The following is a 22,554-nucleotide window of genomic DNA, read 5'->3' as shown; positions in this document are numbered from 1 at the left end:
ACAGCGAATTCCGCCGCCATGGTGCAGGAGCTTCGAGTCGGGGGAGTCGGGGCATGAAATCCTATGCGAAGGGCGAGACCGAGCCAGCGCTGCTGCAGGACACCATCGGAGGATCACTGCAGGACACCGTGGCCCGCTACTCCCAGCGCGAGGCGCTGGTGGAGGTGGCTTCGGGCCGGCGCTGGACCTGGTCGGAACTGGACCGGGATGTGAACCTGCTGGCCCGCGGACTGCTGGCCGCCGGCATCAACAAGGGGGACCGCCTGGGCATCTGGGCGCCGAATTGCGCCGAATGGACACTGGTGCAGTACGCCACCGCCAAGCTCGGGGTCATCCTGGTCAACGTGAATCCCGCTTACCGCACCCACGAGTACGCCTACGCGGTGAACCACAGCGGGATGCGCATGCTCGTGGCGGTCTCCGAGTTCAAGAGCAGCAACTACCGGGAGATGATCGAGCGGTCCATGGTGGACACGCCCGACCTGGAGCGGGTGATCTACCTGGATACCGATGACTGGGCGCAACTGCTGGAGGCGGGCGGACAGATACCGCAGGCCGAGGTGGACCGCCATCTGGCCGGCACCACCCCGGAGGAGCCGATCAACATCCAGTACACCTCGGGCACCACCGGCTACCCCAAGGGCGCGACCCTCAGCCACCGCAACATCCTGAACAACGGGTACTTCGTCACCGAGATGATCCGCCTCGGCCCCGAGGACCGGCTGTGCATCCCGGTTCCCTTCTACCACTGCTTCGGAATGGTGATGGGCAACCTGGGGTGCACCACGCATGGCACCACCATGGTCATCCCCGCCCCCAGCTTCGAACCCGAAGCCACCCTGCGCGCCATCGCGCAGGAGCGGTGCACCGGAGTCTACGGGGTGCCCACCATGTTCATCGCCATGCAGAACCACCCCAGCTTTGGCGACTACGACCTGGGCACCCTGCGCACCGGGATCATGGCCGGTTCGGTCTGCCCGGTGGAGGTCATGCGCCGCAGCATCCAGGACATGCACATGGAGGGAATCTCCATCGCCTATGGGATGACCGAAACCAGCCCGGTCTCCTGCCAAACGCGCGACGATGACGATGTGGAGCGGCGCACCGCCACCATCGGCCGCGTGCACCCGCACCTGGAAATCAAGATCATCGACCCGGCCACCGGGCAGACCGTGCAGCGCGGTGAGCCCGGGGAGTACTGCACCCGCGGCTACTCGGTCATGCTCGGGTACTGGAACGATGAGGAAAAGACCCACGAGGCCATCGACGAGGACGGCTGGATGCACACCGGGGACCTGGCGGTGATGCGCGAGGACGGCTACTGCACCATCGTTGGGCGTATCAAGGACATGATCATTCGCGGCGGGGAGAACATCTACCCCCGGGAAATCGAGGACTTCTACTTCCGCCACCCGGACATCGAGGACGTCTCGGTGATTGGGGTGCCCGATGAAAAATACGGGGAGGTGGTGTGCGCCTGCGTGCGGATGAAGGCCGGCCGCGCCCCGCTGGACCTGGGTGCCGTACGCGAGTTCGCCCGCGGCAAGCTCGCCCACTACAAGGTGCCCGAGCACCTGATGGTGCTGGAGGAGTTCCCCACCACCGTTACCGGCAAGATCCGCAAAAACCAGCTGCGCCAGGACGCGGCCGACACCTTGGACCTGTAGGCTCGCCGTGCGCGGCTGCGGGCCGAGGTCCTAGTCCCGCAGCTTGCCGCGCAGCCGCTCGCGCATGGCCCGGCTGGCCTCGTTGAGGCCGTGCACCTGAACCTGCTTTCCGTAGCTTTCATACTTGTCCGTCACCGAGTCCAGGGCCGCGATGGTCGAGGCGTCCCACAGGTGGGATCCTGACATGTCGATGATGATGCGTCCGGGATCTTGGGCGTAGTTGAACTGGGTGTACAGGTCATTGGAGGAGGCGAAGAACAGCTCGCCGTCCACCGTGTAGATCGCCACCTGTCCCTCGGTGTCCCCGGTGACGCTGCGCTTGACGGTGACGAAGTGGGCGACCCGGTTGGCGAAAAGCACCATCGCGGTGAGCACTCCCAGCCCCACGCCAATGGCCAGGTTGTTGGTCGCCACCGTGAACGCCACGGTCACCAGCATCACCGCGGTCTCGCTCTTGGGCATGGCCTTGAGCGTGGCCGGACGGATGCTGTGCCAGTTGAACGTGGTCAGGGACACGAAGATCATCACCGCCACCAGTGCCGCCATCGGGATCTGGGCCACCACGTCCCCGAACACGACGGTGAGCAGCAGCATGAACACCCCGGCGAACATGGTCGAGATCCGGGTGCGGCCCCCGGAGGCCTTCACCCCGATCATGGTCTGCCCGATCATCGCGCAGCCGCAGATCCCGCCGAAGAACCCGGTCACGATGTTCGCGGTGCCCTGCCCCCAGGATTCGCGGGTCTTGTTCGAGGGGGTGTCGGTGATGTCATCCACCAGCTTTGCGGTCAGCAGGGATTCAAGCAGCCCCACAAACGCCACCGCCAGTGCGTAGGGGAAGATGATCTTGAGCGTCTGCAGGTTCAGCGGCACGTCCGGGATGAGGAAGAACGGCAGCGACTCGGGCAGCTCGCCCTTGTCGCCCACCGTGGGCACGGTGATCCTGGCGAGGACGGTGATCGCGGTCAGCAGCACGATTGCCACCAGCGGGGCCGGGATGGCGGAGGTGAGCTTGGGCAAGAAGTAGACCACCGCCAGTCCCAAGGCCACCAGCGGGTAGACGGCCCACGGCACGGCCTGCAGTTCCGGCATCTGGGAGAGGAAGATCAGGATGGCCAGCGCGTTGACGAAGCCGACCATCACCTGACGGGGAATGAAGCGCATCAGTTTCGCCACCCCTGCCACGGCCAACAGCACCTGGATCACCCCGGCCAGGATCACCGTGGCAAACAGGTACTCCACCCCATGGCTGCGCACCAGCGGTGCGACCACCAGGGCGACGGCTCCGGCGGCCGCCGAAATCATGGCCGGGCGTCCACCGGTGAACGCAATGACCACGGACATGGTGAAGGAGGCAAAGATGCCGATGCGCGGATCCACCCCGGCAATGATCGAGAAGGCGATTACCTCCGGAATCAGCGCCAGGGAGACCACCAGCCCGGCCAGCAGCTCGGTCTTCAGCAGGCGTGGGGAGCGCAGGGTTCGCCACACCGATTGGCGTTGCAGCGGGGTGAGCTCGGCCAGCGTTGACATGGGGTCTCCGATCGGGTCCGAAGGCGGGAAAGGCGTGGCGACGCCAAGGGAATCCTAGCGGCAGACGGTTCGCCCTGTGAAAAACATGTCATTATCCACAGGTCCTGTGGAAAATGGGTATAACTCTGTGCACAACGCCGGGATGAGATGTGCAGAACTTTGGTGCGCTTGGCGCAAAAGCGCGAGATCCCGCGGAAATCAGCGAACCAGACGGCCCCAGGAAGCCCGGGATCACGGGCATCGATCGCCGTGGGTTTAACAACGCCCGGAGTCAAAAAATCCCACATTGTCCACAGTTCTGTGGATAACTTGTCGGCGAGGGGACGCCCCGTGATCCCGGCTACAGCCCGGCCTTGCGCGCCCGTTCCAAGGCCGTGGCGGCGTCGGTGGCCCCCAGCTTTTTGTACAGGCCGCGCAACTGGGACTTGATGGTGTTGGGGGAACGGAACGTCGCCTCGGCCATCTGCCGCCGGGACAAACCCGTGCGCAGCAGCTGCAGCAGCTCCAGTTCGCGTTCGGTCAGCACCGGTCGGGGCTGGAGCGCGGGCAGGGTGCCGCCAATGAGCTCCAGCCGGCGTGCTTGGGGCTCATCCAGGGACAACAGCCGGGGGATTGCGCCCCACCCCGGGGCGGTGGCCAGCAGCGCCAACGGCAGCAGCGCAGCACCCTCGGCGCTCAGCTGCCTGACCCGTTCCAGGTCCTCGGCACCCGGTTCTTCCGGGTTGCGGGCCGCCAGTTCCAGCAGGCCGGCCAGCTGAGGCCACTGCTGGGACGGAGGCTTGTCCGCCGCCAGCTCCAAAAGTGCCAGCGCCTCATCGGGCCGGTTGGCACGCAGGCAGCCCAGCGCCCGGAACTCGGCGGCCGCCTTCGCGCGGGGCGAACCGGCGCCGCAGCCGGAGGAGCGGGCCAGGGCAACCAGCTGGGACGCCACCGCCAACAGTTCCCGGCTCAGCAGGGCGCGGGCGTGGACCCGTTCGGCGTTCAACCGCTCCAGCAGGCTTGCTGCGCCGCCAGTTTGCTGGGTGAAGACCAGGTGGAAACTTAGCAGCAGCGCGTGCACCGCCCAAAACTCGTCGCTGTCCGGCTCATCGGGCAGCTGGCGCAACTGGGACCGAAGCTCCGGAAGATCCACTTCCAGCATGGCCTGCCAGGCCCGAGCCAGGATGACACCGCGGGCCACCATCGGTTTGCCCCAACCCACCTGCTGCAGCTGCTCCGCGTGCAAGGACGCCCAGTGCCCGGCGGCCGCGAAATCGCCCTGCATCGCACACAGCAGGGCCAGCCGTCCGCTGGCGTCACAGATGTGGAAGGCCTTGCCGGATTCCAGGCCGGCGTTCAACGCGGCCTGGTAGGCCCACTTGGCCTCCACGTCCAGGCCCTGGAGCTGCAGGGAAATGCCGGCATGCAGTTCGCTGATGGAAATGAGTTTGCGGCTGGTGCGCCGGGCGTTGAAGGCGGCCCGGATCGCGCTGCGCAGCCGCAGTGCCGCCTCGGCCGAATGCTGGTACATGCCGCCCAGACGCAGGTAGGTGATCTGCAGCGTGCCAACGGACAACGCCCTGGCGGTGGGCCGCTGGTAGAGTCGGGCGGTTTGCATCTGCAGGCGCTGGGCGCTCTGGTCGCGTTCGGGGTCCGGAGCCACGGTGGGGAAGGGCAGCACCATCCGATCGGTGCCCACCGCCGCCACGATCCGCGCCCCCACCCACAGGTAGTGGGCCTGGTCGGTGAGCACCCCGGGCATCTTGGACAGCATGGAGCGCAGCGCTGCGGGGTTGCTGACGAACAAATCCACCCAGCGGTCCATCAACAGGGCGGACAGGGCGCCCCAGCGCCGGTTGCGCAGGGCGGTTTCGGCGGCCTTCTGCACGGACTGGGCCACCGCCACCGCCTCCAGCCCGGCCCGCTCCAGGCTCGTTGCCGCGGCGGGGGACATCAGCCGCTGCTGCTCCATCAGGGCCCGGCGAATCAGGGAGGGCATCATCCAGCCGCCCTGGCCCTCGCCCTGCACCAGCCCGCTGTCCACCAGGTCCTCCAGGCCGACTTCACCCTGGGCAATATTGGTGAAAAAGACCTCCAGCACCGATTCCTCGATTTCGGGAAGGAACGCGGACTGACGCAGACCGACAGCGTACGGGTGGTGGCGCAGCCAGCGCAGCAGGGCGGCGTTGATCAGCTGGTAGGCCGCCGCCCGGGATTCCGGCTGGCCCGCGAGCGCCCGGCAGGCACCCAGCCAGCCGCCGGTTTGGTCGCGGATCGCCTCGGCCAGATGCGCCTCGCAATCCAGTGCCTGGGCCAGCTCGGCCGCGCTGAGCAGCAGGTCCCGGTGCCGGGCCACGCTGCAGTGGTAGCGGGCGGCCAGCAGCCAGGTGGAGCGCCCCACCGGCAGGAGCACCGCCAGACGCAGCTGGGGGTCGGCGTCCAGCCGTTCGGTCAGCTGCTGCAGTTGGTCAAAGATCCCGGAACTGGTTTCCGGGCTTCCGTCGGACAGGTCGTGGATCTCTCCGGGCGCACCATCCAGCCAGGACCTGGCGAACAGCCTGCGCCCGGTGCCCGGCGCCGCGGTGATGAACAGCAGCCGGGGGCCTGAGCCGTGGATCTGCTGGAAACGGTGGAACGCCGGATGGACTTCGGTGCGCACGGCCGCGCTTGTCGTACCACTGCTGTGCCGTTCTTCGCCCAAACGCCCGCCTCCTGCCCACACCGTTGTAGCCCGAGGCCGGAAAACCGGCGCCGGGTAGTTATCCGGGATCCGAATTTATTTATCATCCTACTGCGCTTTCTTGCGGATCGGACGTGGCGTTCGGCACGCTGACTGGGAGTTTCGCCCAGCCGCGGGAACCGGGGTTCGTGCGGACGCGACGCGGCGCCGGTTCCGGCCAGGGGTTGGCCGAAACCGGCGCCGTCGTGGGCCGGGGTTTAGGTGTCGCGCCGGGCGATGTTGTAGAAGCGCACGGATTGGTACTCCTCCAACCCCTCGGCCCCGCCCTCGCGGCCCAGGCCCGAATGCTTCACCCCGCCGAAGGGGGCCGCGGCGTTGGAGGGCACCCCCTGGTTGATGCCCACGATCCCGGTCTGCAGCCGGTCCGCGACATTCAGCGCCCGGTCCAGATCCTGGCTGAACACGTATCCGGCCAGTCCGTACTCGGTGTCATTGGCCAGGGCGAGGGCCTGCTGTTCGGTCTCAAAACGCTGGATCGCGGCAATCGGGCCGAAGATCTCCTGACGCGCCACCGCGCTGTCCCGGTCCACGGCGTCCAGCACGGTGGGCGCGAAGAAGGAGCCGGGCCCCCCATAGCCGTGGCCGCCGGTGCGCAGCTGCGCCCCGCGCTGCACCGCGTCGCGGGTGAACTCATGCATCTGCCGCACCGCGCGCTCATCGATCATGGCCCCCAGCTGCACTGCGGCGCCCAGTCCCGCACCGACGGTGACCTCATCAAAGCGGCGGGTGAGTTCGGCGGTGAACTCCTCGGCGATCCCGGACTGCACGTAGATGCGGTTGGCCCCAATGCAGGACTGCCCGCCGTTGCGCAGCTTCGCGGCCAGCGTCCCCTCGATCGCCCGCTCCAGGTCCGCGTCGTCAAAGACCAGCAGCGGCGCGTTGCCGCCCAGCTCCATGGAGCTGCGCAGCACGTTGCGTGCCGCGAGCTCCAGCAGGGTGCGTCCCACCGGGGTGGAGCCGGTGAAGGAGACCTTGCGCACCCGCGGATCGGCGAGCACCGCCTGGCTGAAGGCGGCGGAGTCGGCGGTGGTGATCACCTCGATCAGCCCCTCGGGCACCCCGGCGCGCCGCGCCAGCTGCACCGCATAGTAGGTGGTCAGCGGCGTCGCGGTAGCGGGTTTGACGACCACCGGGCAGCCTGCGGCCAGCGCCGGGGCGATCTTGCGGGTGGCCATCGCCAGCGGGAAGTTCCACGGGGTGATCAGCACCGCCAGGCCCACCGGCGCCCTGCGGGTGAGCAGGTCCGCCCCGCCATCGGGGGTCGGGCGGTAGCCGCCGGCCGGGCGGACCGCCTCCTCGGCATACCAGCGCACGAAGTCGGCCCCGTACTTCACCTCCCCGCGGGCCTCGGTGAGGGTCTTGCCCATCTCCCGGCTGATCAGGTGCGCGATCTGCTCGGTGTTCTCCACCAGCAGCGCATGCCAGGCGTGCAGCACCTCGGCGCGCTGGCGGGCGCTGCGCGCCGCCCATTCGGCGCCGGCGGCATCGGCGCGGGCCACCGCCTCCAGCGCCTCATCCACGCTGCGGTCGGGGACCGCGGCGATCGGCTCGGCGGTGGCCGGGTCGTGCACCGTGATGCCCGCGGCACCCAGTTCCAGGGATTCGATGACCGCATCGGCCAGGGCCACCCGCCCGGCGTCGGCCGGGACCAGGGCCTGGGCGCTGCGTTCGGTGCCGGTGGCGGCCAGTTCCGTGGTTTCGCTCATTTGCCGCTCCGTCCGGTGACGGCCTGGCCGATGGCGTCGATCAGTGAGTGCAGTTCGGCATCGGTGATGATGAACGGCGGGCTGATCTGGATCGTGTTTCCGCGCAGCGGGCGGCCGATGAAGCCCAGCTCCACCAGGTCATCACAAACCTGTTCGGCGCTGAGCGAGGCGTCCAGGGTGACCCCGCCAAGCAGTCCGGCGCTGCGCACTTCGGTGACCGCTTCCACGCGGGCGGCCAGGTCCTCCAGCGCCTGGCGCAGCACCGACTCCAGCTCGGCCACGCGCGGCACCAGCTGTTCGCGCTCCAGGATCTCCAGGTGCTTCAGCGCGACCGCGCAGGCGGTGGCGTGCCCGGCGTAGGTGGCGCCGTGGCGGAAGATCGGGGTGTCAGGGGCGTCAACGTAGAACGGCTCCCATAATCGGGGGGCCACCATGACCCCGCCCAGCGGGGCGTAGCCGCTGGTCACGCCCTTGGCGAAGGTGATCATGTCCGGCTCCAGGCCGTAGTATTCGGCGGCGAACATGGTGCCCATGCGTCCGAAGCCGGTGATGACCTCATCAAGGATCAGCAGGATGTCGTTCTCCCGGCAGAGCCGGGCAATGGTTTCCAGGTAGCCGGGGGTCGGGGGATTGACCCCGCCGGTGCCCTGTACCGCCTCGGTCACCAGGGCGGCGATGTTCTCCGCCCCGATGCGCTGGATGACTTCCTCAACCTGGGCCGGGTCGTTGAAGGAGATCCGCGCGGTTTCCGGGACCAGCGATTCACTGCCGTAGCCCTCGCGGTTGAACTCCAGTCCGGCAATCGAGGTGCCATAGGCGTGCAGGCCGTGATAGGCGAACTCGCGGGAGAGGATCACCTTCTTGGAGGTGCGTCCCTCGCGCTGCCAGTGGCGGCGGGCCAGCTTGCAGGCCACATCGATGGCGTCGGAACCGCCGGAGTTCAGGATGACCTTGGCTCGTTCGATCGGGCTGATCGCGGCCAGCTTTTCACCCAGCTGCAGCGCCTTGTCATTCGAGTAGCGCGCGAAGATGTGGTAGGTCTCCAGCTGCAGCATCTGCTCGTAGGCGGCCTGAGCCAGTTCCGGGTGGCCGTGACCGACGTTCGCATGCCACAGCCCGGCGGTGCCGTCAAAAAGCTTCCGGCCGTCGGTGGTGTAGAGCCAGCAGCCCTCGCCGCGTTCAACGACCAGCTGTCGGCCCAGCACGCTGGGCGTATGCGCTTGCGCCGGCCACAGGGCCGGGCCGTCGATGAGGGAGGGGGTGGCAGGCGCCGAATGAGCCACGTCGTTGATGGTCATGCCGGATCGCTCCTTTCGAGAAGAACTGGGATGCGCGCCCGAGTCCGCAGTGCAGCGCGGGGGCCGTGCTTCCAATCTAGGAACAGCGATGCGTAAAGAAAAGCGAATAAAAACAACAGATTCCTGTTAGCCCTGCTTACACATCATGTGTTGGGCGGGAATGCCGGCGGGGTGGCGGCCGGCCGCCGCACTGATGGCGGTGCACAATAATCGAAGAACGCCGGCAGGGCGGAAACGCGAAGGGGACTCGGATGCACAGCAGGGCAGTGAATCACAGCGGTGGGCACAAGGGTGCTCCAGCGGTCTCGGTGAACGGGCCGGAACAGTGAAGACCGGGCGTCTGGAGGCGTTTAGCGACGGGGTGCTGGCGATCATCATCACCGTCATGCTGCTGGCGCTGCCCGTGCCCAAGGGCACGGGGTTCACCGAACTGTGGAATGCCGTGGGCACCGCTCTGCTCACCTATGCCCTGAGCTTCACGTACGTGGGCATCTACTGGAACAACCACCATCACGTGTTCCAGCTGACCAACCGGGTGACCGGCGGGGTGTTGTGGGCCAACCTGCACCTGCTGTTTTGGCTCTCCCTGCTGCCGCTGGCCACCGCATGGATGGACTACACCGGCTTTGCGCGGGCACCGGTGATGTCCTACGGTGCCGTCCTGCTGCTCGCGGCCCTGGCCTTCGTGCTGCTGCAACGCACCATCGCCCGCTCCGAAGGCCCGGACTCCCGCATGCAGCGCGCGTTGGGCAGGGACAAGAAGGGCAAGGCCTCACTGGTGCTCTACCTGGCCGGGATCGCCAGTGCGGCCTTCATCAAGCCCGAGGCCCCGGTCTTCATCTACCTCGCGCTGGCCTGTTTCGTGGCCGTTGCGGTGGTGTGGGTCATCCCTGACCGGCGCATTGAAAACACCCTGGAGCAGCACGGCGGCGATGAGTAACGGCTGAGGGGCCTGGCGCCGCTTCGGGTCGGACAGGCGACCTCATTCCTGGTGCTGGCAGAAGACCCGGGCCTGGCCGACCTCCATGAACTCCTCGGGCTGCATCCGCTCCAGGCACCAGCGCAGGTGCCAGTGCGGTTCCCTGCTGGCATTCGCGAACCCCCCGGCGAGCAGGAAGTCCGCGGCGCTTCCGGCAGCGAGGAAGATACGGGATTGTTCGGGGGTCTCGATCAGGAATTGGGTGTCGCTCACGGTCGGCTCCTGGGATGGTGCTCGCAGCTGGTCTCAGGGCGATTCTAATGGGAGGTCGTCATCCGGTCAGGATCCTGATCCTGGCCTGTTGATGGTGGTCGACAGCGTCGTGAGCCTCCTGGGGCTTGGTTTTCAAGGCAACGAGGAAGGGCCCCGACCTTCAAGGCCTGGCCATTTTCGGCCTGGTCGTGGTCCACAAGTGCATCGCCATGCTGGTCTACCTGGTGCATCACAAGCCCCAGCCAAGAAGCGTGGTGCAGGTGTCTGCGCGGAGCAGGCAGAATCTAGGAAGCGCTGGGGTGCGTGGTGTTCCGCCCGTCCGGCTGGCGGAACACCCGGGCCACCGCCTCGCGCACCGCGCCGAGGGCCGGATTGGATTCCGCGCCCTTGCGGGTGACGAACAGGATGGTGCGCCGCTGGTCGGCCGGCAGCCAACTGCTGGGCGTCAGGGCGCTGGAGGCCTCCTGCATCACCATGTCCGGCAGGAAGGCCGCGGCCAGTCCGTGCTCCACCAGGCGCAGGTGGAAGAGCACATCGGAGGACAGGTGGGCGATCCGCGGTTCGAAGCCGCGTTCGCGGCACACCCGAAGCGCCCATTGTGAGGCGGCGGATCCGGCCGGTTCCATGACCCAGGGCACCTGGCGCACGGCCTGCGCATCATCCAACTGCACCCCCACCGGAAGGTAGCCGCGCACCGGGTCCTGGGCCAGGATCGTGGTGTGCAGGCTGGTGGAGCCGTCGGGGGCCGCGCCCGGGAACGAATCGGTGAGCACCGCGTCAACCTGGCGGGAGGCCAGCTTCAGCATGGCTTCCTCCGGTTCGTAGCGGTGGATGTTCACCTGCAGTGCCGGGTGCTCGCGGGCCAGGTCGGCCAGTGCGGTGGGCAGCACGGTCCGGCTGATGCTGGCGAAGGCCGCGACCGTGATGCTGCCCCGGGCCCGTTCGTGGGACGTGGCCAGGTCCGCTTCGGCCTTTTCCAGCGCGGCGAGGATCACCTCGGTGTTGTGCACCAGTTCCAGGCCGGCGGCGGTCAGGCGCACGTTGCGCCCCACCCGTTCCAGCAGCTGCACCCCGGTTTCACGCTCCAGCAGCGCCAGCTGCTGGGAGATGGCCGAATGGCTGTAGGACATGCTGCGCGCTGCTGCGCTCATGCTGCCGTGGAGCCTGACCTCGCGCAGCAGGCGCAGGCGATGGATGTCAAGCATCGTTCTCCTCTCAGGAAGCGACTTCGCGCAGGATCTGCAAAAAGCTCTTGGTGGCCGGGCGCAGGTGGCTGCCGCGCCGGCCCACCGCGTAGATGTCCCGGAACATGGCCTCGCGCTGCCTGCCCTCCTCCGGTTCCCAGCGCACCACCGACCCGGTGGCGGTGTCCAGCCCGTGAAACACCATGCGCGGCAGGAAGGCGGCCGCCACCCCGGCGGCGACCAGTTCGTAGTGCAGGCGCGGATCCGGGGAATCGAAGAGCACCTTCGGTTCAAAGCCCAGGTCACGGCAGAAGCGGTGGGACCAGGCATAGGCGTCGGTGCCGCGAGGCTCAAAGGCCCAGGGCAGTTCGGCCAGTTCGGCCACGGAGGCGACCGGGTGGGGCAGGTGGATCTCCATCCGGTCCCGGGTGATGGCGGTGCGCACAAACCCGGCGTCGGCGCGCCGGGGAATGTGGGTGAACTCGTCCACCATGGCCACGTCGGCCCGCCGGCTGGCGACCGCGTCCAACGCCTCGTGCGGTTCGAGCTGGGTGAATTCAATGACCACATCCGGGTGCACCTGGCTCATCCGCCGCAGCGTCTCGGGCAGGAAGGTCCGGGCGAAGGTGCTGAAGGCGGCAAAGCGGATGACGCCCTGGACCCGGCTGCGCCGGGCCTCAAGTTCGGCGGTCGCCCCCTCCAGTACGGTGACCGCCTCATCGACCCGGGAGACCAGCTGGCGTCCGGCCGGGGTGAGGCGGGTGTTGCGCCCCACCTGCTCCAGCAGCGGCAGCCCGGCCTCCGCCTCCAGCTTGGCCAGCTGTTGGGAGACGGCCGAGGCGCTGATGCCCAGCACCCGGGCGGTGGCCGCGATGCTGCCGCGCAATTGCAGTTCGCGCAGCAGCGTCAGCCGCTTGAAATCAAGCATTTGGACCTCCTGGCATCGGTCGTCGGCGGATGTTCCCACCCATAAGTTCTGCTTAACGGAACAAACAAGATGCACCCACTTTATCTGATGGGAGCGCGGAACTATGGTGTAGATCACAAAGTTCGTGAATTCGTGGAAGTGATAGGACAAAGACAACGACAATGGTGTTCACCCCGGAAGGTCACCGTGACCTGGAATGCAGCGAGTACGCAGCTCGCCAACAGCGCGTCCGCCGGCGCATGGCCCAGCAGGGACTGGACGTCCTGCTGGTCACCGATCCCGCCAACCTGTACTACCTGACCGGCTACAACGCCTGGTCCTTCTACACCGCGCAGATCCTGGTGCTGCCCTGCGAAGGCGAGCCGCTGATGTACATGCGCCACATGGACGCCCACGGGGCGCACCGCACCGCGATCGGCATCCGCGCCGAGCGGGTCATCGGCTACCCGGAGCAGATTGTGCACCGCCCGGCGATCCACCCCGGCGACTGGGTGGCCAGGCACCTGCGGGATGCCGGCTACGGCCGGGCGCTGCGCGTGGGCTACGAGGGCGATTCGCATTTCTTCTCCATCCGGATGTTCATGGCCCTGTCCGCGACCCTGCCCGAATGGCAGTTGCAGGAGTCCCGGGAGCTGGTCAACTGGGTCCGCCTGGTCAAGTCCTCCTTTGAAGTCGAACTGATGCGCGCCGCCGGCCGGGTCTGCTCCCAGGCGATGCGCACCGCACTGGAGGCCCTGGCCCCGCACCGCCCGCAGAACGAAGTTGCCGCCGAGGTCATGGCGGCCCAGGCCCGCGGGGTGCCCGGCACCCCCGGGGACTACCCCTCGATCGTGCCGATGCTGCCCACCGGCAAGGGGGCGGACACCCCGCATTTGACCTGGACCGAAGCGCCGCTGCCGGTGGATTCGCCGATCTCCATTGAACTGGCCGGGGTGCACCGGCGCTACCACGCGCCGATGGCGCGCACCGCGGTGCTCGGCCGGCCCGCCGCGGCGCTGCAGCGGGTCGCCTCCGCCACCATTGCCGGCATCGAGGCCGCCTTTGACCAGGTGAAACCCGGGGCTACCCCCGCGGAGGTCACCGCCGCCTTCACCAGGGTGATCCGGGCGGCCGGGTATGAGAAGGAATCCCGGCTGGGCTACTCCATCGGCATCGGCTACCCGCCGGACTGGGGTGAGCGCACCGTCAGCTTCCGGGTGGGGGACACCACCGAGCTGCAGGAGAACATGACCTTCCACCTGATCGCCGGCATGTGGCTGGACGGGTCGGGCTTCGAAGTTTCCGAGCCGGTGCGGGTGAGCGCCACCGGCATTGAATTCCTCGCGGACGTGCCGCGCGAACTGACAACCATCAACGTAAGGAACACCACTCATGGCCACCGAATCGCTGCTGACCGCCGTACCTACGCGACTGGCCTCGCGGGCCAGCCAACTCAAGGGATCGGTCATTGACTCCTCCACCTCCCTGCTGGCCAGCCAGACCCACGACATCGTGCGGTTCGCCATGGGGGCGCCGAATGCCGAGCTGATCCCGGAGGCCGAGCTGGCCGGGCTGTACACCAGGCCGGCCGAGGGACGCTACGACTATGCGGCCACCGAGGGCAACCCGCAGCTGATCGAGCAGATCGTGGCCTACCACCAGCGCCTGGGGCAGCCGGTGGATCCGGCCCGGCTGCTGGTGACCACCGGGGGCATGCAGGGCCTGGACATCGCGTTCAAGCTGCTGGTGGATCCGGAGGACCTGGTGATCGTCGAATCGCCGACCTACACCAACGGGATCGCCACCGTGCTCAGCTACCAGGGCCAGGTCCTGGAGGCCCCGGTGGATGACCAGGGCCTGGTGGTGGAGCGGCTGCCCGAGCTGGTGGCCGCCACCGGCAAGACGCCCAAGGCGATCTACGTGATCCCGAACTTCCAGAACCCCTCCGGGCGCACCCTGAGCGAGGCCCGCCGGCTGCGCCTGCTGGAGCTGGCCGCACAGTGGGAGGCGTTCATCATCGACGATGACCCGTACGGGGCGCTGCGCTTCGAGGGCCAGCAGGTCCCCGGCTTCGCCCAGCTGAGCCCGGACAACCCCCGGCTGATCTCGGTGCGCACCTTCTCCAAGGTGCTGGCCCCGGGGCTGCGGGTGGGGTGGATGGAGCTGGATCCGGCGCTGCGCGCCCTGGCGATCAGCGCCAAGCAGTCCATGGACACCTGCACCAACGCGCCCATGCAGCAGCTGGTGGCGGACTACCTGGCCGACGGCCGGCTGGATGCGCACCTGGACACCCTGCGCAGCGTGTACCGGGAGCGCAAGCAGGCGATGCGCACCGCCCTGGCCGACGCCTTCGGCGAGCAGGTCATCGCCACCGACCCGCAGGGCGGGTTCTTCCTGTGGCTGACCCTGCGCGGACGCTACGCGGGCATCGACACGGAGGCATTGTTCGAGGTCGCGCTGCGCCACGGGGTGGCGTATATTCCCGGTTCGGCATTCTCCGATGCGGGGGCGTTCAGCGACGCGCTGCGGCTGTGCTTTGCCACCTCTACCCCCGAACGCATCGGCCAGGGCGTGGCCCGGCTGCACGCGGCCCTGGAGGAGATGGCCGGCGGGGAGCAGCCGTGAGCCTACAGGCCTTTGACGTGCAGCACCACGAACGGGCGGCCCTGCAGCGGATCGAGCGGCAGCGGATCGTCGAATTGGCCGGTGAGCTGATCGCCGCTGGGGGAGAGAACCCCGGCGGCACCGAGCAGGGCACCGTGGCGGTGCTGGCAGCGGCCCTGGAACGGCTGGGCGCCCGCGTGAGCCTTGACTCGGTGGCCCCACAACGCCCGAACCTCGTCGCCCACCTGGGCGGGGACGCCACCGGCGGGGGCCTGCTCTTTTTGGGCCACAGTGACGTGGTCCCGGCGGGAGCGGGATGGCACGGAGACCCGTTCACCCCACGGGTGGACGGGGACCGGCTCACCGGCCGGGGCGCGAGCGACATGAAGGGCGGGCTGGCGGCAGTAGTCGTCGCCATGGCCGCCGTGAATGCGGTCGCCCCGCAGATCCCGCTGACCCTGGTGTGCACGGTGGACGAGGAGGCCGACGCGCTGGGGGTCGGGCACTATGTGGCCACCGCACCGGCCGGCGACTACACCGGCTGCGTGGTCGCCGAACCCACCGACCTGGTGGGGATCATCGGCTGCCGGGGAGCGGCCAACCTGCGGCTGCGGATCACCGGGGCCAGCGCCCACGCCGGCCGGCCCAGCGACGGGGCCAGCGCCATCCAGGCCGCGGCCGAGGTGGTCAGCTGGCTGCGCGCCGACGCGGCCCGCCTGGCCGACACCGGCCACCCGGTGCTGGGGGCGGCGACCTGGAATGTGGGAACCCTGCACGCCGGGCACGGCACCTCGATCGTGCCGGACACCGCCGAACTGGGCGTGGACCGCCGGCTGCTGCCCGGGCAGGACCCGCAGCAAATCCTGGAGCAGCTGCTGCGCCGGCTGCGCCTGCTCATCGCGGACAGTGCGATCCCCCACCGGGAGCTGATCCAGATCACCGGGGAAGTCCAGATGCAGATGCCCGGATTCCTCACCGAGCCCGGGCACCCCTTCACCCGCCGGGTCTGCCAGGCGCTGGCGGATGCCGGGGCCAGCGCGGAGACCGGGATCTGGACCGCCTCCTGCGAGGGCGGGTTCCTGGCCGAACACCACCAGGTGCCCACCCTCGTGCTGGGGCCCGGGGAAATCAACACCCAGGCCCACCAGCCCAACGAAAGCGTTTCCATCCAGGACTTGTGCACCGCGGCGCGGGCCTACGCACTCATCGCGCTGCGCCATCATCACCATCAGTGGGACTAAGGAGAAGACAATGTCCAGCCCAGCACAGCTGCCGGCGATCCGCAGGGAAGCGGATTTCACGGCCGAAGAGAAGAAACTGGCCCGCAAGTCGGTGGCCGGGTCGGCGATCGGCAACGCGATCGAATGGTTCGACTACGGCATCTACGGATACCTGATCGTCTACATCTCCGAGCTGTTCTTCACCTTCGGGGAGGACGCCGGGGCGCTGCCGCGCATCCTGGCCTTCTCCACCTTCGCGATCTCCTTCATCGTGCGCCCGCTGGGCGGCACCGTGCTGGGGCCGCTGGGCGACCGGATCGGGCGGCGCAAGATCCTGATCTTCACCATCGTGATGATCAGCGTGTCCACCGCCTGCATCGCCGCGCTGCCCACCTTTGACCAGGTCGGCTTCCTGGCCCCGCTGATGCTGGTGCTGCTGCGCATGATCCAGGGCTTCTCCGCCGGCGGCGAGTACGCCGGGGCGGCGGTGTTCATGAGCGAACACGCCCCGGACGACAAGCGCGGCAAGTACGGTTCCTTCCTGGAGTTCGGCACCCTGGCCGGCTTCAGCGGCGCCGCGATCCTGTGCACCGTGCTGACTTTGATCGTGGGCACCGACGGGATGATGGCCGGCTGGTGGCGCCTGCCCTTCGCACTGACCCTGCTGCTGGGCGGCATCGCGCTGTGGATGCGCCGCCACCTGGAGGAACCGGAGACCTTCACCCAGGACACCGCCAAGCATGAGGAAGTCGAATCGGCGACCAAGGTGCTGGGAATGCTGCTCAAGCACTACCCGGCCCAGCTGTTCAAGCTCTTCGGGTTCATCGTGCTGGTGAACGTGGCGTTCTACCTGGTGCTCACCTACATGCCCAGCTACCTCACGGCCACGCTGGGCCACGGGGCCACCGAGTCCAACCTGACCCTGGTGTTCATCCAGCTGCTGATGATCGCGCTGATCGTGCCGCTGGGGGCGCTCAGCGACCGGATCGGACGCAAGCCGCTGCTGATCACCGCCAGCGCCGGGTTCGTGCTGCTGCCGGTCCCGGCGGTGCAGCTGATGCAGACCGGGGGACTGGTGGGGCAGATCATCGGCATCGGCGTACTGGGCCTGCTGCTGGTGGTGCTGCTGTCCACGATCTCCTCCACCCTGCCGGCCCTGTTCCCCACCGCGGTGCGCTACTCCGGTTTCGCGATCGGCTACAACCTGTCCACCGCCATCTTTGGCGGCACCGCCGCGGTGGCCAACGAGGCGCTGATCGAACTCACCGGCAGCTCCCTGGTCCCGGGCTGGTACCTGGTGGGGGCCGGCGTGATCGGCCTGGTCTCGGTGCTCACCTTCCGCGAGACGGCCGGGCGGTCGCTGCGCGGCAACGTGATCCCGGGCAGCGATGACAGGGAACGCATCGAACAGGGTGAAACCCTGGTCGGGGCCGGGCGCCGCTAGGCGCCCGGGGCGCAGCCACCGACAATACCCAGAACGAAGAACACGGCAACAAGAAGGAGTTGGATTTCGTGAGCGAAGCGCAGCGCGTGGCACTGGTGACCGGGGCGACCTCCGGCATCGGGGTGGAAATCGCCCGGCGGCTGGTGGCCGACGGGATGCGGGTGGCGATCTCGGGACGCTCCGCGGAACGCGGGCAGAAGGTGGCCGCCGAACTGGGCGAGGCGGTCTTCTTCATCCAGGCCGAACTGACCGCACCGGGGGCGCCGCAGCGACTGATCGATGAGGTGGTCTCCCGGGCCGGGAGGCTGGACGTGCTGGTGAACAACGCCGCCATCGACCACATCAACCGGATGCTGGACACCCCGGAGAATGAGATCCGTGAGGCCTTCGAAATCAACACGTTCGCCGCGATCTTCTGCCTGCAGGCCGCCGGCCGGGTGATGCGGGAGGCCGGGGGAGGGGCGATCATCAACATCACCTCCCGGCTGGCCAGCATCGGGGTGCCCACCATGGGGCTGTACAGCGCCAGCAAGGGGGCCATGCTCGCCCTGACCCGCGCCGCGGCCGTGGAACTGGCCGAACACAACATCCGGGTCAACGCCGTCGCCCCGGGCATGACCCGCACCCAGATGTTCGAGGACTGGCTGGCCGGGCAGGAGGACGCGGCCGCCACCGAACGCGAGGTCTCCGCGGCGATCCCGCTGGGCCGGGTGGCCCTGCCCGAGGACGTGGCCGGGGCGGTGGCCTACTTCGCCAATGCGCAGAACACCTACGTCACCGGCGTCTCCCTGCCCGTGGACGGCGGGTACCTGGCCAAGTAGCCCCCCGCCCCGGCGCCGCTGTTTTGATACCCTCCCCAGTGGAAGGGACGGCGGGCCGAGCGGCCTGCCGGACGGTGAGGGAAGAGGGATGGTCATGGGTGCTCCACGCACGGTTGCTGCGCCGAAAACCGGGGGCTGGTCATTGCCTCCGGTGCTGCGGGAAGGCACGGCGTCGGACCTGGCCGCGCGCGGACTGCAGGAACGGGTGCGGTTCTGCGGCCTGGACCTGAGTGGGCTGGACCTGTCGGGCAGCACGTTCGAGGAGTGCGAACTGCAGCGGCTGGGCATCTCCGAGGCCAACCTGCAGGCGGCCCACTGGCTGCGGACCGAGGCCGGGAACCTGCAGATCCCCGCCCTGAACGCCCACCGGATTGGGATGCGGCAGGTGCGCCTGGACGCCTGCCGGTTCGGGGGCGCCGACCTGGCCGAGGCGCAGCTGGACAACTTGGTGATCAGCGGGTCAAAGTTCACCTGGCTCAGTCTGCAGCGGGCCCGGCTGCGCGACGTGCTGCTGCGGGACTGCGTGATCGAGGAGCTGGATTTGAGCCAGTGCCGGATCGAGCGCCTGGCCTTTGAGAACGTCAAGGTCGGCACCATGCACTGTGCCGGGGCAAAAATGCGCCAGGTGGATCTGCGCGGAGCCCAGCTGCAGAGCCTGAGCGGGCTGGAGAGCCTGCGCGGCACCGTGGTGAACCCGTCCCAGCTGCAGTCGCTGGCCGAACTGTTCGCCGTGCACTTTGGGATCACCGTCCGGGACTAGGCGCTCCCCCCGCAGCCGGCGCACGAACCTGCGGGCACTGAAAAGGTCCCGCCATCCGGTTGGACGACGGGACCTGATCAGATCATCACTCGCACCCTCAATGAGATTGTCTACAACAATAGACCAGCTCCATGCTGGTGCTGATTGTGTAAGCAGAGCCGGAGAAAGCGCGTTCACTCTCGAATTTCCTGTACCACGGCAGCAAATCGGTGGAGTCCACGAACTCTTTGACCGCTGCTAACCGGTGACGGACGTAGCGGGTCAAATGTCTTGGCCAGTCCTGGCCGTTTGGCCGTGGTCGATGTAGAGGTCATGACGTCGGACGCCAGCGGTGATGAGCGCCTGAATCTGGCGTTCGATGTGTTGGACATGAGTAGATGTGCTGGCGTATCCGACCTATTTGGGCATCGGCCCTTCAAAAGTGTCTCGCAACTAATGGTGCAGACCCGATTCTATGCCGTTAGCTGCGGCACATAGTTATGAGAATGTCAGTCGACTGATTTTCCGAGGATTGTTCACCACGGGAGTGGGCATCGATGAGACGTCTTGCAACCTATCGTTTGGGAGACGGGATTTGAGGTCACGAGTTGTTGTTTTTTGGGGCCGGATGAATCCCACTATCAGGGTCAAAAGAATTCCTCGATCTGCTGTACGTCGCTTTGGTGCTCCGTCACTTGTAACGCAATGCGCAAAGCGAATCTAACGTCCGGTTCCTCGAGTGAGAAGCCGAAGAGCTGCTCTATGCGCCCCAATCGTTGGATGACTGTGTTTCGGTGTAGTTGTAGCGCTCTTGCTGTTTCTGCGATTCGTGATTCGCAGCGAAGATACTGAAAAAGGGTCAAGCGGAGGTGCTCGTTCTTCGGGGCCGCAAGGCCCGCGAGGTAACGGGTCGCCATCCTGCCTAATTCCGGGTCTGCAAGAGTGGATCGGATCAACCGAGACGCTTCAGACTCCCGTGCGTCAACCACTGCCCTGCGACCGCGGGCTGTTCCCGCTTGCCGGCCAAATGCCTCCGCTTCGAGGAGGCTCGCGACGAAACCTTCCGGGCCGAACCGGGGCCGGGCGATACCGAATACGACATGCGAACCTTCTGTTCCACGCGTCCGTTCGATAGCGTCGACCAGTCTCGCATACTCATCTTTGCTCGGTTGTGACTTGCGCGTCTCCCACACGAGCCAGTGTTCGGCAAAGCGGTTTGCTTCGACGTCATAGCCTTGAGCTTTTAGAGCCACCTTCAAATGAAGACCGATGTCCGCCGATTCCATTCCCGTGGTCGCGCGAGAACTGATTACCGTATGCCATCCAGAAAGATTCCAGCCGACGCTGAGGGCTTGAGAAGCCAGGTGGTCTGGCACTCGTGCTGGGGTGGTAGCCAACTGAGCGAGGATCGCCCCTCGGGCTGAAGCGAAGAAGTCACCTTCTATCCTCCTTCGAGCGTTCCATCCCGACAGGGCAAGACTGCTCAGCGTGAGAAGCTCGCGGGCTCCCTCTAATTCCGAGTCAGCAACTGAACCATGAAAAGTTGCAACAACCCAGAGGTCTGTCGTCTCATTTCTGGTTGCAGACGGTACGGGCACGGCGAGGATGCGAAGGTGCGGGCCGGCGTGGTCGATTTTCTCTTCCATTGAACCGCTAGAGCTGTTGGATAAATAAGCGGCAAGGGAGGCCTGCAGAGGAGTCCGCGCCTGTTCGCTCACGGATCCAGCTAGGACGAGCCCCATTGAATCGATGACGGCGAGTTCGGCTTGGATTAGAGGACCAAGCGCATGTTGACACCGCTCTGGCGTAACTTCCTGTTGTGCCAAACGCTCGTTGAGCGTCAGAAGGTTGGCGGAGCGGCGAAGGGCGTCGGAATGAAGGAAGGCGTGAAGGGCGGCAGCTGTCGCTGTCACGGAAGTTGTGCCCTCGACGTCGACGAAAGTGATGTCGAGCTTCGCAGCCAAGGCAACAGTTGAGGCTGTTATTGTCTCGCTTAGGGGTCTGGTCCCCGGGGCGCGAAGGAGAATGGCAACGCTGATGCCTTGGCGCTTAAGAAGGGGGAGCGTCATCTCCAACTCGTAGGAGGCAAGAGCAGGGCTTACACAAACGCCACCTCTGGCAGGGATTTCGCCGCGGGGGACGAAAACACGACCTTCGAGGCCTTGGTCAATTCGTTCGATGCGGCTATGGCCATCCTGGTCTCGCTCATTCACGCAAAGGAAAGTGCACTGATGGTCGATGGCAACGCCGCCGAAAACTGCGGGCAACGACTTTGCATTGGCTTGCAGTACAGGGCTACGCAGCAACGCTGACAAGGGCATTCCTGCGGCGTTCATTGGGATTCCACTTGGGGAAATCGGTAACCAAACATAATGGGATTCAGCATATTTCTCCCCGCCCTGGTCCGCCACTGTGGGGGTGCTTCCACAAGCACAACGTCAACGCTATAGCCGGGGACGATACTCTCAGTCAACAGCGCTCTTCCCGTGTGGCTATCGAGGAGACAGATACCTGTGGGGACAGCTGCGCGAACTGCCCCGTCTTCGATTAAAAGAAGAAACTCACTTTGTGCTTCTATCCGAAAAATACCCTCGGAGGAACCTTGCATCTGTATGAGGATAGTGCCGCGTGCATGGGTCGCTGGTCCCAGCCTTGGTGTTGGCTCCTCCCATCGAACGTCGATAACGCGCCCGCGTCCGGCATACTCGACTCCCTCCGCAGAGGCACAGAAACGTTGGATAATCTCCGATTCTGAGCCCGGATGGGCCTGAGATCGCTCGAACTGCCGGCCGAGAGAGAGGGTCCGGGCAAGGCTACCCGGGATGCCATGGGCATAAGCTTGATCGCCGTCCATCCCGTATCCAGCAAAAGCTGCCCACCCCCCAAACACCTCCATGAGCAATCGCAGGGAATGCTCAGCGTCTGTAGGTCCCATTCCTTCAAGGCGCACCAAACGGAGGGAGCTGTCAACGAGCACGCACGGACTCATGGAAATGCCTCCGAGAGCGAAGGTTGTCAGGTCTAGCCCAGGGGCGGCCCGCCCCATCCCATCAAGATCGGCAATCGGGATCCCGAGGGCAGCTCCAATGAGGAGTGGGGCGTAAGCATTAATCCCGGCCATTTCGTAGGCGCTAACCAGGAGCCGACGCCCCGGAAAGCAGGCAGCGACATGTCGGAAGGCTCGCAGGAAACATTCGACCGGACCTGGCTTTTCCGCGAAGGCCATAACTGACCCCACCAAGCCAGCAGGGATGACGACGTCTCCAGGGCGGAGAACCTCCGCCTCTATGATCGTTACCCCTCCTGAACGTTCCAGGAGTGTCCGAGTCAGCAGCGACATTGCAAAAGTGTCTCCCGCTCCACCGGAAGCACAGAGTCGCGCCCCGAATTCGAATGCATCCAAATTCTCAACGCTGAACTTCCATGGCATGAAATCATCAGCCCCTTCTGAGCATGGAGGAGTTGGAAGTACCCCCATCATAGGCATTATGGCTATTTAATACCTGAATTGTGGTTGGAG

17 protein-coding genes are annotated in these 22,554 nt (G+C 66.5%); 8 read left to right on the top strand and 9 right to left on the bottom strand.

Annotation, left to right across the window (positions count from 1 at the left end):
• Positions 1–53 precede the first annotated feature (53 nt).
• On the top strand, positions 54–1,667 hold the full coding sequence (locus AC6I21_RS14960) for an AMP-binding protein (protein WP_497762798.1): 1,614 nt from the start codon (positions 54–56) through the stop codon (positions 1,665–1,667).
• 30 nt (positions 1,668–1,697) lie between these two features.
• On the opposite strand, the gene AC6I21_RS14955 is transcribed toward AC6I21_RS14960, so the two are convergent.
• The 4 genes from AC6I21_RS14955 to AC6I21_RS14940 form a co-directional block, all read right to left on the bottom strand.
• Complete coding sequence (locus tag AC6I21_RS14955; RefSeq protein ID WP_497762797.1) at positions 1,698–3,200, bottom strand: SulP family inorganic anion transporter; 1,503 nt, start codon at positions 3,198–3,200, stop codon at positions 1,698–1,700.
• A 340-nt stretch (positions 3,201–3,540) separates the two neighbouring features.
• The gene (locus AC6I21_RS14950) at positions 3,541–5,838 is read right to left on the bottom strand and encodes a helix-turn-helix transcriptional regulator (protein WP_497762796.1); all 2,298 of its coding nucleotides are present in this window, start codon (positions 5,836–5,838) and stop codon (positions 3,541–3,543) included.
• A 278-nt stretch (positions 5,839–6,116) separates the two neighbouring features.
• On the bottom strand, positions 6,117–7,625 hold the full coding sequence (locus AC6I21_RS14945; RefSeq protein ID WP_497762795.1) for an NAD-dependent succinate-semialdehyde dehydrogenase: 1,509 nt from the start codon (positions 7,623–7,625) through the stop codon (positions 6,117–6,119).
• Entirely contained in the window at positions 7,622–8,923 is a 1,302-nt protein-coding gene (locus tag AC6I21_RS14940) for an aminotransferase family protein (RefSeq protein ID WP_138176232.1), read from the bottom strand. Before AC6I21_RS14940 ends, AC6I21_RS14945 begins: the two co-directional genes overlap by 4 nt.
• A 325-nt stretch (positions 8,924–9,248) precedes the next feature.
• Here AC6I21_RS14940 and AC6I21_RS14935 point away from each other — a divergent pair, with 325 nt between their 5' ends.
• The gene (locus tag AC6I21_RS14935; protein WP_497762794.1) at positions 9,249–9,863 is read left to right on the top strand and encodes a TMEM175 family protein; all 615 of its coding nucleotides are present in this window, start codon (positions 9,249–9,251) and stop codon (positions 9,861–9,863) included.
• Between the two features lie 42 nt (positions 9,864–9,905).
• Here AC6I21_RS14935 and AC6I21_RS14930 read toward each other — a convergent pair whose 3' ends face one another.
• The 3 genes from AC6I21_RS14930 to AC6I21_RS14920 form a co-directional block, all read right to left on the bottom strand.
• Positions 9,906–10,115: a hypothetical protein gene (locus tag AC6I21_RS14930; RefSeq protein ID WP_497762793.1), complete on the bottom strand. Its 210-nt coding sequence runs from the start codon at positions 10,113–10,115 to the stop codon at positions 9,906–9,908.
• Between the two features lie 284 nt (positions 10,116–10,399).
• Positions 10,400–11,320: a LysR family transcriptional regulator gene (locus AC6I21_RS14925; RefSeq protein ID WP_497762792.1), complete on the bottom strand. Its 921-nt coding sequence runs from the start codon at positions 11,318–11,320 to the stop codon at positions 10,400–10,402.
• A 10-nt stretch (positions 11,321–11,330) separates the two neighbouring features.
• The gene (locus tag AC6I21_RS14920; RefSeq protein ID WP_497762791.1) at positions 11,331–12,227 is read right to left on the bottom strand and encodes a LysR family transcriptional regulator; all 897 of its coding nucleotides are present in this window, start codon (positions 12,225–12,227) and stop codon (positions 11,331–11,333) included.
• Between the two features lie 161 nt (positions 12,228–12,388).
• Between AC6I21_RS14920 and AC6I21_RS14915 the strand changes: the two genes are divergently transcribed.
• The 6 genes from AC6I21_RS14915 to AC6I21_RS14890 all read left to right on the top strand — a co-directional run bounded on the left by AC6I21_RS14915 (position 12,389) and on the right by AC6I21_RS14890 (position 19,055).
• Entirely contained in the window at positions 12,389–13,678 is a 1,290-nt protein-coding gene (locus AC6I21_RS14915) for a M24 family metallopeptidase (protein WP_497762790.1), read from the top strand.
• Entirely contained in the window at positions 13,599–14,831 is a 1,233-nt protein-coding gene (locus AC6I21_RS14910) for an aminotransferase-like domain-containing protein (protein WP_497762789.1), read from the top strand. The genes AC6I21_RS14915 and AC6I21_RS14910 overlap by 80 nt, the downstream gene beginning before the upstream one ends.
• Positions 14,828–16,051 (top strand): M20 family metallopeptidase, encoded by a 1,224-nt coding sequence (locus AC6I21_RS14905; RefSeq protein ID WP_497762788.1) that lies wholly within the window; start codon positions 14,828–14,830, stop codon positions 16,049–16,051. Before AC6I21_RS14910 ends, AC6I21_RS14905 begins: the two co-directional genes overlap by 4 nt.
• Positions 16,052–16,061: 10 nt before the next feature.
• On the top strand, positions 16,062–17,474 hold the full coding sequence (locus AC6I21_RS14900; protein ID WP_497762787.1) for an MFS transporter: 1,413 nt from the start codon (positions 16,062–16,064) through the stop codon (positions 17,472–17,474).
• Positions 17,475–17,542: 68 nt separating this feature from the next.
• A complete protein-coding gene (locus AC6I21_RS14895) occupies positions 17,543–18,295 on the top strand; it encodes an SDR family NAD(P)-dependent oxidoreductase (protein WP_138176248.1) in 753 nt (250 codons plus the stop codon).
• A 94-nt stretch (positions 18,296–18,389) separates the two neighbouring features.
• A complete protein-coding gene (locus tag AC6I21_RS14890; RefSeq protein ID WP_497762786.1) occupies positions 18,390–19,055 on the top strand; it encodes a pentapeptide repeat-containing protein in 666 nt (221 codons plus the stop codon).
• Positions 19,056–19,681: 626 nt separating this feature from the next.
• On the opposite strand, the gene AC6I21_RS14885 is transcribed toward AC6I21_RS14890, so the two are convergent.
• Together AC6I21_RS14885 and AC6I21_RS14880 are read right to left on the bottom strand one after the other, a co-directional pair.
• Entirely contained in the window at positions 19,682–21,370 is a 1,689-nt protein-coding gene (locus tag AC6I21_RS14885; protein WP_497762785.1) for a PucR family transcriptional regulator, read from the bottom strand.
• A complete protein-coding gene (locus AC6I21_RS14880) occupies positions 21,367–22,464 on the bottom strand; it encodes a DUF917 domain-containing protein (protein ID WP_497762784.1) in 1,098 nt (365 codons plus the stop codon). The genes AC6I21_RS14885 and AC6I21_RS14880 overlap by 4 nt, the downstream gene beginning before the upstream one ends.
• Positions 22,465–22,554: the final 90 nt, after the last annotated feature.

It is taken from the genome of Glutamicibacter sp. St.4D3 (assembly GCF_059728615.1).
This window is presented reverse-complemented; position numbering and strand designations above follow the sequence as displayed.